9 protein-coding genes are annotated in these 12,250 nt (G+C 44.1%); 6 read left to right on the forward strand and 3 right to left on the reverse strand.

Going from position 1 to position 12,250, the window contains the following annotated elements; all coding sequences use genetic code 11:
- Nucleotides 1–250: 250 nt before the first annotated feature.
- A complete protein-coding gene (locus KBW69_RS10295) occupies nucleotides 251–2,200 on the reverse strand; it encodes an ATP-binding protein (protein WP_257280823.1) in 1,950 nt (649 codons plus the stop codon).
- 202 nt (nucleotides 2,201–2,402) lie between these two features.
- Here KBW69_RS10295 and KBW69_RS23765 point away from each other — a divergent pair, with 202 nt between their 5' ends.
- Both KBW69_RS23765 and KBW69_RS10305 read left to right on the forward strand, forming a co-directional pair.
- Nucleotides 2,403–2,672 carry a hypothetical protein gene (locus KBW69_RS23765; RefSeq protein WP_257280824.1) on the forward strand — a complete coding sequence of 90 codons (270 nt, stop codon included), beginning with the start codon at nucleotides 2,403–2,405 and terminating at the stop codon, nucleotides 2,670–2,672.
- A gap of 229 nt (nucleotides 2,673–2,901) precedes the next feature.
- On the forward strand, nucleotides 2,902–3,024 hold the full coding sequence (locus KBW69_RS10305) for a hypothetical protein (RefSeq protein WP_257280825.1): 123 nt from the start codon (nucleotides 2,902–2,904) through the stop codon (nucleotides 3,022–3,024).
- An 8-nt stretch (nucleotides 3,025–3,032) separates the two neighbouring features.
- Here KBW69_RS10305 and KBW69_RS10310 read toward each other — a convergent pair whose 3' ends face one another.
- Nucleotides 3,033–5,204, reverse strand: coding sequence for an ATP-binding protein (locus KBW69_RS10310; protein WP_257280826.1), 2,172 nt, complete (start codon nucleotides 5,202–5,204; stop codon nucleotides 3,033–3,035).
- On the opposite strand from KBW69_RS10310, the gene KBW69_RS10315 reads away from it, so the two are divergent.
- A complete protein-coding gene (locus KBW69_RS10315; protein WP_257280827.1) occupies nucleotides 5,179–5,442 on the forward strand; it encodes a hypothetical protein in 264 nt (87 codons plus the stop codon). The genes KBW69_RS10310 and KBW69_RS10315 overlap by 26 nt on opposite strands.
- Before the next feature lie 206 nt (nucleotides 5,443–5,648).
- On the opposite strand, the gene KBW69_RS10320 is transcribed toward KBW69_RS10315, so the two are convergent.
- Entirely contained in the window at nucleotides 5,649–7,751 is a 2,103-nt protein-coding gene (locus KBW69_RS10320) for an F-box protein (RefSeq protein ID WP_257280828.1), read from the reverse strand.
- A 424-nt stretch (nucleotides 7,752–8,175) separates the two neighbouring features.
- On the opposite strand from KBW69_RS10320, the gene KBW69_RS10325 reads away from it, so the two are divergent.
- From KBW69_RS10325 to KBW69_RS10335, 3 genes are all read left to right on the forward strand, one after another.
- On the forward strand, nucleotides 8,176–8,694 hold the full coding sequence (locus KBW69_RS10325; protein WP_257280829.1) for an ATP-binding protein: 519 nt from the start codon (nucleotides 8,176–8,178) through the stop codon (nucleotides 8,692–8,694).
- On the forward strand, nucleotides 8,694–9,266 hold the full coding sequence (locus KBW69_RS10330) for a hypothetical protein (protein WP_257280830.1): 573 nt from the start codon (nucleotides 8,694–8,696) through the stop codon (nucleotides 9,264–9,266). Before KBW69_RS10325 ends, KBW69_RS10330 begins: the two co-directional genes overlap by 1 nt.
- Nucleotides 9,267–9,851: 585 nt before the next feature.
- Nucleotides 9,852–12,245, forward strand: a complete 2,394-nt coding sequence (locus KBW69_RS10335; protein ID WP_257255265.1) for a hypothetical protein — start codon at nucleotides 9,852–9,854, stop codon at nucleotides 12,243–12,245.
- The last annotated feature ends 5 nt before the right edge of the window (nucleotides 12,246–12,250 follow it).

Genomic DNA, 12,250 nt, shown 5'->3' on the forward strand with positions numbered 1-12,250 from the left:
CCAGGAGCCTGTCAGACCTAACATCAGGTCATCTCAAGACGACGTGCAAACGATTTGATTCTGATACTTTCGTCTTAATATCTTGGCCAACAAGGAAGTGATTGCGTTAACTGCCAGATAGAGGTGCCCGGTTCAGAAGTTTGAATCTGATTGGTCGCTGTCTGCGCTTTGGTGTCACGATTGAAGGCATCGTCTGCCCGGTCAGAGCAGACGTGCCAACGAGTGGGAGTTCCGTATCATAAACAGTTATTCAGCGATTTTTTTCTGACGCAAAGTCCCGGAACATATGCGCTAGCCGCTCTTTGGTACGGACATCATTCTTTTCAAGTTTAAGAAGATTTAAATAATCCAGTACCTCATTTAACAATAATGAGCGGTCTTTGGTTTTCACTACGAGCTTCAGGCCTTCGTCGTGTACTTTCCGAATAACTCTTAAGAACTGCGTGGTATAAGCGCTACTATCAGTAACATCACACTCCATAAAAACAGCCTGATGCTCTGTTTTGGATAAATGGCTGAAATGGTAATCCGGGCTTACAACTTGCCTTCCGGGTAATAAGGGGGGCCCCACCCGGCGGATCTGTTCGGCTGGAATATTGAGTGCTCTGGCCATTTCGTCTATTGATACCGCGTGCTCAGTGATCACTGCTGCCGCATTGCGACCTTGATACTGACCCAGTTGCGATATTGCATCAGCAGCCTGTACTTCAGGGCTGTGCCACCAGTGGGAACGGTAACCATCTCCCTGCAAATCGTTCAGGTAAAGAAAGTTATGGGCGTACGCAGTTAAGGGGTCAATATCGTCATGGCATGCAGCTTTGACAGGAATATGATGATTTGAACTGACCATGATAGCTTTATTCTCAGTCATCACATGTTTCATTGTTTTTGCCAGCAGTTGGTCGCTGAAATAACCGCCGTTGGCATCATCGATGACCACCAAATCTTTACCGGCAAGTAATTCCCCGATCTTGCTATCCCATTCATTACCCTGGAAGCACTGATACAGTTCCCCTGCCTTGTCTGCGTCTATATACAGGGTGTTGACACCATAGTCGGCTGCTTTTCTGGCAACCGCTACACAAAGATGTGTCTTTCCTAGTCCGGGTGATCCGGTCAGGAACAGTCCCATGGGCTTTTTATGCAGGGCTTCACCCTGATTATTAATCACAGCATGGGTGAACTTCAGGGCCGTCCTGTGCATCAGTTCCTGCTGTGTTGAGTGGGGTTTGAATTGGTCTAAATCAGCATCAAGATTTTCAGTGTGGAACTGTGACCCATGATGCACCGGCTTTGGCTCCATAGTCGGAGTGACAGACAAAAGCGGTTGACGATGCCAGACTTGATCGCACCGGGACAAAAGATGTTCCCAGACGCCAGTATTAAAGCGAGCCGAAATAACAATACCGCCAATAGGGTGGTCATAGGGCAGAACATCGCTGGCCAGCACTTTGTGGTTCGTTTTCCCTTCTTTAATGGCAAGGAGTGTCTCGGGACTCTGTGGTTTATTGTAACCATCAATCAGCATTTTTTTGACTTGGTCGTAGGTTTTCGGTTCATCAAATTTACCCGGACCAAACCCCAGATAGAGATTCTGTCCACTGCTGTTTTGCCCGGTGCATACCAGATTGAAACCGACAGCAGAACCGCTTGCGTGCTTTAAACCGTAGTATTTTATGCCCTGAATATAGAGGATATCACCTTTTCTTATATCCAGTTCTGACGGCCCATCGCTCCCTGAACCTTTGTCAAAATGATGATAATCAAACAGATAATAGAGAGGGTTGCTGTAATGTATCAGATTTACATATTCATATTGTTTTGCGAAGAATTCAGAACTCTGGCTGATGTGAGCGAAAAGATTGGCGGAAATTCTGAACTTTGAGATCGGTGCGCCAAAGATGCGGTCGAATTCGTCGGTACCAATGATGGTTTCAATGGCCCGATACTGACAGGCCAAAAGGGTCGTTGCACAGTCTGCACAGGTTGGGCCATGAAAAAAAGCATTCAGACACTCACTGGGTTTATGCCCTTTATCCGTTGCCAGAAAGCTACGCTTGCTCTTGATGTCAAAATATTCCGGTAGTGAGTGCAACCCGAGGTCGTGACTTTTTGACAGACCTGGAAGTTCGTGGGCCCGATAATCCTCACGATAAAAAATACCCAGACGTTTTTTTTCTTCTACTTCAACACATCTCACTAGCCAAAGATCTCTCTCTTGACGACAAAAGCGTGTCTTGACTTTGTCCCGTTCCGCGTACGGTGTATTAATGAGCTGGAGCCAGTGAATTGTATTTTCGGCGAACTGCTCAGCCACGGGCTTGGTGCTGAGACTTTTCGGGAAGGGTTTGTAAGAGGGGGTTATCTTGCGCATAGCGCTGAGATGATCGTTTAAAAGAATAGTGTCCGGGACATCAGTTAAAACTGATTTCGTCTCATCGCCTGATGGCAAAGATGATACACACCTGGACGAAATAGATGTATGCATCGGTTTCTTTTCGAGCCCGATAACGGTTGCGCTTAAGGGTTTTAAATCATCTGTAGAACCTAATGGCAAAGACGATACAGACCTTGAGGGGTTAACTGAAAATTTTGTGGTGGAGCTTTCGTCAGGAGCTGTTTCAGAAAATTCAAAATCAACTGCTCCGGGCTGGAGATATGTGCCGGGTTGAAAGTTTGTAAGGCTGGTATCCATAGTTCTTATCCTCCATTCACTTATGCTTGCTGTTAATACCGTTCTTGTAGTCAGCTCATATAGTCAGCATGTTCAATCCTGCCTGACAGTATTTCAGGTGATCTCAAGAGAACGTTCGAATTATATGATTCTGACACTATCGTCTTAATATTTTTGACAACGAGAAAATGATTTAGTTCATTGCCAAAAGTTGAGGAATTTGAACCATGATCTACCAAATTGCGAACTTAAACCTGATGGTTCGCTGTCTGCGCTCCGGTGTCATGATTGATGGCATCATCTACCCGGTCAGAGCAGACGTGCCAGAGAGTGGGGGTTCAGTATCATAAACAGTCATTCAGGGATTTTTTACTGACGCAAAGTCCGGGAACATATGCTCTAGCCGCTCTTTGGTACGGACATCCTCCTTTTCAGGTTGAAGAAAATTTAAATAATCCAGTACAGCTTTTGACAATAATGAGCGGTCATTGGTTTTGACCACCAGCTTCAAGCCTTCGTTGTGTACTTTCTGAATAACATTTAAGAACTGCCTGATTCGAGTACTATCACGGGTAGCATCACACTCCATAAAAACAGCCTGATGCTCTGTCTTAGATAAATGGCTGAAATGGAAATCCGGGCTTACAAGATTTTCTCCGGGTAAATAGGGGGAGCCCACCCGGCGGATCTGTTCGGCTGGAATACTGAGTACTCTGGCCATTTCGTCTATTGATACCGCATGCTCAGTGATCACTGCTGCCGCATTGCGACCTTGATACTGACCCAGTTGCGATATTGCATCAGCAGCCTGTACTTCAGGGCTGTGCCACCAGTAGGAACGGTAACCATCTCCCTGCAAATCGTTCAGGTAAAGAAAATTATGGGCGCACGCCGTCAAGGGTTCAATATCGCCAGGGCATGCAGCTTTGACAGGAATATGATGATTTGAACTGACCATGATAGCTTTATTCTCAGTCATCACATGTTTCATTGTTTTTGCCAGCAGTTGGTCGCTGAAATAACCGCCGTTGGCATCATCGATGACCACCAAATCTTTACCGGCAAGTAATTCCCCGATCTTGCTATCCCATTCATTACCCTGGAAGCACTGATACAGTTCCCCTGCCTTGTCTGCGTCTATATACAGGGTGTTGACACCATAGTCGGCTGCTTTTCTGGCAACCGCTACACAAAGATGTGTCTTTCCTTGTCCGGGTGATCCGGTCAGGAACAGTCCCATGGGCTTTTTATGCAGGGCTTCACCCTGATTATTAATCACCGCATGGGTGAACTTCAGGGCCGTCTCATGTATTAGTTCCTGCTGTGTTGAGTGGGGTTTGAATTGATCTAAATCAGCATCAAGATTTTCAGTGTGGAACTGTGATCCATGATGCACCGGTTTTGGCTCTATAGTCGGAGTGACAGACAAAAGCGGTTGACGATGCCAGACTTGATCGCACCGGGACAAAAAATGTTCCCAGACGCCAGTATTAAAGCGAGCCGAAATAACAATACCGCCAATAGGGTGGTCATAGGGCAGAACATCGCTGGCCAGCTCTGTATAGCTCGTTTTCCCTTCTTTAATGACAAGGAGTGTCTCAGGACTCTGTGGTTTATTGTAACCATCAATCAGTATTTTTTTGACTTGGTCGTAGGTTTTCGGTTCATCAAATTTACCTGGACCAAACCCCTGATAGAGATTCTGTCCACTGCTGTTTTGCCCGGTGCATACCAGATTGAAACCGACAGCAGCACCGGTTACGTGCTTCAAAGCGTAGTGTTTTACGCCCTTAATATAGAGGATATCACCTTTTCTTATATCCCGTTCTGACGGCCCATCGCTCCCTGAACCTTTGTCAAAATCAAGGTAATCAAACAGATGATAGAGAGGGTTGCTGAAATGGATCAGATTTTCAGTTTCACCTTTTTTTGTTAAGAATTCAGGACTCTCGCTGATGTGGCCGAAAAGGTCGGCAGAAATTCTGAACTTTGAGACCGGGGCGCCAAAGATGCGGTCGAATTCGTCGGTACCAATGATGGTTTCAATGGCCCGATACTGACAGGCCAAAAGAGTCGTTGCACAGTCTGCACAGGTTGGGCCATGGAAAAAAGCATTCAGACACTTACTGGGTTTATGCCCTTTATCCGTTGATACAAAGCTACACCTGTTCATGGTGTCAAAATATTCCGGTAGTGAGTGCAACCCGAGGTAGTGACTTTTTGACAGATCGGGAAGTTCGAGGGCCTGATAATCCTCACTATAAAAAATACCCAGACGTTTATCTTCTTCTGATTTAAGATTTCTCCCTTGGAGATAAAAACTTGTCCTGACTGAGTGCCGTTCAGCGTAAGGTGTGTTAATGAGCTGGAGCCAGTGAATTGTATTTTCGGTGAACTGCTCAGCCACGGGCTTAGTGCTGAGACTTTTCGGGAAGGGTTTGTAAGCGGGTTTTATCTGGCGTATAGAGTTAATATGATCGTTGAAAACAATAGTATCGTAGTCCTTGGCAGTATTTAAAACTGATTTCATCTTATCGTCTGATATCAAAGATGACACATACCTGGACGAAATAGATGTATCCATCGGTTCCTTTTCGAACTCGATATCGGTTGCGCATAAAGGTTCTAAATCACCTATAGAATCTGATGGCAAAGATGATACAAGCCTTGAGGGGTTAACCGAAAATTTTGTGGTGGGGCTTTCGTCAAGCGCTGTTTCAGAAGATTCAAAAGCGACTGCTCCAGGCTGGAGATATGTGCCGGGTTGAAAGCCTGCAAGTCTGGTATCCATATTTCTTATCCTCCATTCACTTATGCTTGCTGTTAATACCGTTCTTGTAGTCAGCTCATATAGTCAGCATGTTCAATCCTGCCTGACAGTCGTTCAGTTAATCTCAAAAGGATGTGCGAATGATATGATTCTGACACCATCGTCTTAATTATTTGGACAATGAGAAAATAATTTAGTTCATTGTCAAATGGAGGTGCCCGGTTCAGGCATTTGGGTGACCTTGTCGGGCATGATCTGCCAAAGCGAAAAAAACTCTCGTCCTCTGGTAGAGCCGGTGGGAGGGCACAAACTGCGGACTTGAAGGGTGCGACTGCAAGGGCTGAAGCAAAATTTGAAAATTCTGCCTTCTGTTTGCAAACGGGCCCTTTCCAGCCAGCTCCCTTCTGCCGTCAAACCGAACAGAATCAGGCTGTGCGTTCCCGTCTTGGGAATCACAGCCAGAAGACAACCTTCCTGATTGAAACCTGCACCTATGATGGAAAACCCAATGCGTTGATTGACCCATTCAACGGCGGCGGGTTCAACGAATGGCTGTCCCAAAGTTTCAGCAAAAGGCTTACGTTGATAAATATCAGTATGTCCGGCACGATCGTTACAAACAATGGTTTCACCGTTGGGGCTGGTTTCTACCAGGGACTCAGCCGGAAATGTTTGTGTCTCGCCCCAGATTCCCGACGCTGCCTTGCGCCAGATCGTTACGCTTTGATTGCAACTTCTGATGAATTCACAAGGGTCCACAGAAAATTGAATTTCACCACCGCCGCTCCGGGGCTTCTTCTGTGCAGATTTGTGCCATTGGTCGTCAGTTAATTCCCAGATATCAATACTTTCCCGAGTGGTGATAATCAGAAGCCGACCATCCAGGCTGAATTCAGGTTTAAGAGTGAAATATCGGGTTGCCCGGTTACAGGATTCAACGATTCTCTCTTTTTCACGCCACTGCCCTTGCGGGTCACGGGCAAAAATGACGACAAAGAAATAACGCCGTTGAATATCATTGTGATGTGAATCATGGCCGGCCTCCTCAAACCATGTAGCAAAATGGCGGTTATCCGGACTGAATACCACGCGTAGATAATCAAAGTCGCTCACTGTTTCGCCGCTGGGTGTTTCTTTCAGATCATCAGCAGGGTTGGTAACAACAATGTCACCCGTTTGTGACCAGGAATCATCTTTTGCCCGGCTCATCACCTTGATGCATGGTCCATCATAAAGCGCAAGATGATTGCTGTCAGGACTGAACAGCCGGGGATAAAGACTTGTATTAATGTTGCCTCTGTTGATCCACTGCCCATCAGCCCCCCGACCGAGAATAGCAACACCGTCGCTCATGTTAATACAGACCGCTGACTTGGCATCAGGTGACAGGCGTATCCTAAAGATTTGCTTATCCTGACATTCAGGAAAAATCTCACCCGATGTCAGTTGTTGCTCAACCCACGCATCATTCTTGCGTTCATAGACAGATAGAAAATGCTCTTTGCCACTGTAATTGTAAGGAAACGGTCCTTCTCTCAACGCAAAGGGTTGCTCGACAAATAAAATATGGTCGGCCTGCTGATGATGATATTCGACCAGGTAATCGTGTGTGATCTCAGCTTCCCTGACCCATTGACCATCAGGACCCGGAGCCAGAATATCGCTGTAGTTATCCGACTTCTTCTCAATGACAAAGGGAATATGATCACGCAGATGATGTTTTTGGCGAACCTCTAAAACGCCACTGGGTATAAGGCTCAGTGTGGCCCCATCGAGAATCTGCTGGCGCAAATGGCTGGCGTAAAAGGAGTAAAAGGCCGGGCCCTGTTGTACAGGGAAATGACGAACAGAAAATATGGACAATGTCCTGAGGTACTCAAGGAGTAGATGACTGGACTGAATGATTGTCCGGCACGAAGTCTGCCTTTGTCTGCTCAGAGAGAGGAAGTGATGGACTTCTTCCAGACCGCATGAACTCAGGCGATCGCTCATTGTCGTCGATGTTTGCCCAAAATTATTGAGATCTTCGATGGACAAATAGCTGGCGATTATCTCAAGCACTTCCCGGGGCAGGGCAGCCCACCGCAGGTCGTAGCAAGTCATCGCCGTCGCTGAATCCGTTGAAGATACGATCCTCGTCTTGTCAGGCACAGTAACCGCAATTGACAATGAGCTGAGTTTGGGAATGACATCCGAGACCTCTACAATGTTTGACGGTGCATCTTGCTTTGCTCTATTGGCTGGATTGGCTGGCGCGCCAATATCAGGAACGGGTTCGTTTATCTTCCTGCCAGTAAGGCCATCCATAGTTGTTAATCTCCCTTCTGTCATCCGGAGGACTCTGTTGAAATTCTTTTATGGTTCGACCTTCAGACAGGAGAAAAGTTCTATTTGGATGGCTCTGTAGGAGACAATTTCGAACTTCAGCGCAGGACCGCCACCGAACCAGGTGGGGGGATGTAAGCTCGGCTTGCTTGGAGCAAGCCCATAAACTATCTTTCCTTGCGTCTCTTGCAGACCTGCCTCCAGGCTGGAGGAATGTTAAGCCTTCGGGGTTCGTGTGGCGCCCCCAGCCAGGCGCCCCCGACGCTACGCTTCCAATGAGAGGCTATGGATGGAGAATTTCTCGAGTTTCGTTAAATGAGTTCATGGTCAGCAGAAAAAGACGATAGAACCAGAATCTTGATCCATGGACATAGCAGCCTTTTACACTGCAAGGATCTGAGAGAGTATGAGTAACGTCAACATACAACGTGCAGTCGATCATATTCCGGCAGGCTCTGGTGTCAACGTCTACACCCCCATTATTGAATTGATGGTCAATGCGATTCAGTCCATTGAATGCACTGGCAATGATAGTGGCCTTGTACAGATTGTTGTTCATCGTGAACAACAAGACGATCTGTTAGAAAATTCCATGCCTGCTGTTTGTGGCTTTACTGTTATTGACAATGGTGTAGGGTTCGATACTGAAAATCGAAACTCTTTCGATACACTCTACTCAGACCACAAAATCACTCAGGGCGGCAAGGGGTTCGGTCGGTTTACCTGCTTAAAATATTTTCTAACGTTTAATGTCAAGAGCGTTTACAAAGAAGGTAAGGAATTTTTTTGCCGACGGTTTGAAATGGGTCGTCATAAAGACATCGTTACCTGGCTCATTATATTTCCATGCGTCGCAGTGTTATTGACATTTTTGAAAAAAGCCTGCAAACCGGTGATGATGGTAAGTACTCTTCTGAGGGTGTAGTGCATGACATTATTTTCCCCAGAAAAGGCGACAGTGACCAAACACCTTTTGAGGATCATAACCTTTGGTTAATTGATGAACGCCTCAATTTTACCGAGTACCTCTCCTCTGATATCCCTTTGGAAGGAAAGTCAGGCAGGCCAGATATTCTGGCATTTGATCACCGAATGGTTTTTCGAGGTGAGAATGAAGCCAGCAATCCTGTAACTATATTCGAGTTCAAGAGGCCACAGCGAGATGATTTTGCCAACCCATCTTCTAAGGAAGATCCTGTGCAGCAAATTATTCGCTATGTTCGCAAGCTACGTGATGGCGAGTTCACCACACCCCAGGGCAGGGAGATACAGATTAACACCAACACCCCGTTCTATGGCTATGTTATCTGTGACTTAAACAAAAAGGTGAAGACTTGGTTGGAAGAAGAAAAAGATTTCAAGCCCCTTCCAGATCGACAGGGGTACTTCCGTTGGCATGATAGTCTTAATCTCTACACTGAAGTAGTCAGTTGGGATAAGGTGTTAAAAGATGCAATGATGCGGAACCGGGTGTTCTTTCATCATCTTAGGATTTGACTTATGGAATAACCTATTGATTCGGACATTTGTCAATGATTGGCGGGAACTGCTGTATACAAAGACGGTGGTAAATTCTTTTGCCGACGTTTTGAAACGGGTCGCCATAAAGACATCGTTACTGACGACAGATATTAGGTAAATATCAGTCGGTGCGGTGAAAGGCAGATATAACCTTCAGATAGGATGAAAGTTCAATTTGGAGATATGTTTCTGGTCGGTTGGTTGGATACTTATAGGCTTGAATGAGTAAGTCAGTCTCCAGAGCCTTGGTGAGAAATCGGACAACGACACATAAACTTCGTTATTGGCGAAAGAATATTTCCCCGGCACACTTGATTAATAACTAGTCTGTTACTACCTTTTTGCGAAGTTAATTGAATATTAGAATAATTAGAGAGCACTGTGGTGATCCTTGTGAATAGAATTCTTAGTACTTTTTCATGTACAGAAGTACTTGCTCAGAGTATTTAATGGTAGGTATTGAGCGTGTCCTTTCACAGGTATAGCACCAGGGGTTACTCAACAGAGATTATTCGAATTATCATAATCAAGAAATATGGTTAAAAACTGAACTTTGTTACTATGAAATTATTTATATTTTTTTTCTGTTCATTCCTGAATGTTTCCCACGTGCTAGCTTTTGGTTCGCTTTCTTTTGACTATCAGAATGTTTTAACTCCGGCACTGAATGGGAAGCTTTTTTTCAGTAAACCTCCCATTGAAAAAAACAGTACTGACAAAATGTTAGTTGATGCTTTTAAGGAAGAAAAAATAGAAGATCTGAAAGGCTGGAAAGACCCCTATCTTACAAGCATAACATACAAAGTGACAAAAGAGTTTCAGGAACTCGATTACAAAAAGAATACAGGTTTTTCTAAAAAAGAAAAGGATGATTTCTACCAGCTAGCCCATGGAAAAAATGAGGGTAGCAATGGCGCAAATGTCTTGAATGTTTTTTTACCTTTATTACTTGGTACTGCTGACAATTTTTTTTTGAAAGTTAATATAAGTGACATAAACGGAATAATCAGCCTCGGTAACTCAAATAAAGAGGGAACAGCGAGTGACAAAGGTGATCGGGTACCTGAAAAAAATAGAGAGCAGACCAGGGCGGAAAGCCAACAAGCATCATCGGAAATGAAACCGGGAAAGCGCAAGAGAGGAAAAGAGCTTAACGTTGATGTACTGTTGTCACCCCGGGAGGCAGCCGGGCATTTGTTAAATACTGTTAATAAACTGGCTGAGGAGCATGGTTTATCCATCGAAAGAGTCATCGGGCATAAAAAATGGAAGACAAATGGTTATTTGCGTTTTGATAGTACTGATTATGTTACTACCAAAGAGAATGTTAAAGAAATATTTGTGGATTTTATATTGTTCACGGAAGGATTGTTAAGAGATCAGAAGTTTATTTATAGTAACGATGCTGATAAGTATCGTTCCAATCAAACAATTAGTCATAAACGAATCGAAATAATAGATTCAATATTGTCAGAAATGTTTGCTCAGCGACAAATTGAGATGTCAGATAGATATCGTCAATATTATTATCTTGGTCAGTTATTACCTGATTACCTTTATGAAAATTTCAAGGGCTCTGATGATAGTAGGGGCTATCAATTTGTTGGGCATGAGACATTTCAATTCTTTGAAAGGATGCTTTTTGGGGATGGCTATTTTTCAGAATATGACCATTTTATGAGATTTAGTGTTCGCTACAAGCGAGAACTTATTGATGAGATAAGGAAGGAAACCGTTGGATGTATAAAGTGCAAGAATTCCATTATTGCTGCCCTGAGAAGTAATCATAAGCTTAGAATGACTTTTAATGAAGAAGTCATGGGTTCGAAATTTAGAAGACGCTGGTTAGATGCTCTTAATGATATGTCTGAAAAAAAGCCAGATACAGCTGGACAGGGTATTCCACTCGACAAGCGTATTGATCTCAAATTTGGTGAAGAGTTGGAATATGATTTGATTTCTGAAGATGAACAAGGGGGCGGGTCAAGTTACTATTATCTTAATAAAGTCAATAAACATATGAAAAGATTAGGAGCAAATAAGACAGGTTATGATCCTGAAAGTTTCACTTTTGACGGTCAATTCTATGTAACTCCTTTTGTAGACTTTAGGAGATGGCTTGAGTTTAATTGTACGCCTTACCACGATGGTGACGCCGGTGCGAATAATTGTTTAGAAAAAGTATTTGAACTGGTTGACTTAATGATTAAAGATGGGCTCATAGGTTATGCCTCCGGTCACAAGCATGTCGATGCGCTCTCCGCTACGCATGGTAATCCCGGAGCTCTACTGGAATTACAGAGGGAAATTGAGAGCAATCCTTATCTAATCAGGGCATTCGGTAATAATGACCGAATTGTTAAAAATAATGAGAGTCAATGGTATAAATTGTTTTCTGATTATTCTGACATGAGAGGGTTAGCCATTGAACGGATCAATTGGATGATTGCTACGTATAATGAAAAGTTAGCTGGTTCCAATTATGAAGAAGCGAATGGTGACTGGTTAACGGATTCAGAAAAATTGGATAAGCTTAAACAGTTTTCAAAAATATATAGTCATTTTGTGCAGATGGCCCCCTTGCAACAAATGTTTGGTGAAATTGCTGATGTGATGATAGACAAATATATGGCCATATCTTTGTTGCATATTCCAGGAACTGAGGTGATCGATCCATATTCCACAATGGAGTTTCGGTTTTTCCGTTGTCCTGAAAATATGCAGGAATTAAAACTGATCAATCAGTTTTTACAAGCCTGGTTCGAATATATCCATGACCGTCGAATGAGAAATGAGCCGATTGAGGCTGTGCCTGATGATGTTAAAGCCAGCCAAGATTATACTACTGAAGAAGTTGTTCATCATACTATTCAATACTTGCGGAAACTGGGACTGAATCCTGACGACTATCATAGCTTCCTGGATAAAGTATCAAAAGGATTGAGCAGACTTTGAACACT

The sequence above is a fragment of the Endozoicomonas sp. ISHI1 genome, assembly GCF_024606225.1.
Classification (GTDB): Bacteria; Pseudomonadota; Gammaproteobacteria; order Pseudomonadales; family Endozoicomonadaceae; genus Endozoicomonas_A.

Excerpts from the sequence above, each read along its gene's own strand:
- KBW69_RS10320 (WP_257280828.1), bottom strand. The coding sequence starts at position 7,751 with ATGGATGGCCTTACTGGCAGGAAGATAAACGAACCCGTTCCTGATATT.
- KBW69_RS10305 (WP_257280825.1), top strand. The coding sequence starts at position 2,902 with ATGATCTACCAAATTGCGAACTTAAACCTGATGGTTCGCTGTCTGCGC.
- KBW69_RS10310 (WP_257280826.1), bottom strand. The coding sequence starts at position 5,204 with ATGAAATCAGTTTTAAATACTGCCAAGGACTACGATACTATTGTTTTC.
- KBW69_RS10335 (WP_257255265.1), top strand. The coding sequence starts at position 9,852 with ATGAAATTATTTATATTTTTTTTCTGTTCATTCCTGAATGTTTCCCAC.
- KBW69_RS10325 (WP_257280829.1), top strand. The coding sequence starts at position 8,176 with ATGAGTAACGTCAACATACAACGTGCAGTCGATCATATTCCGGCAGGC.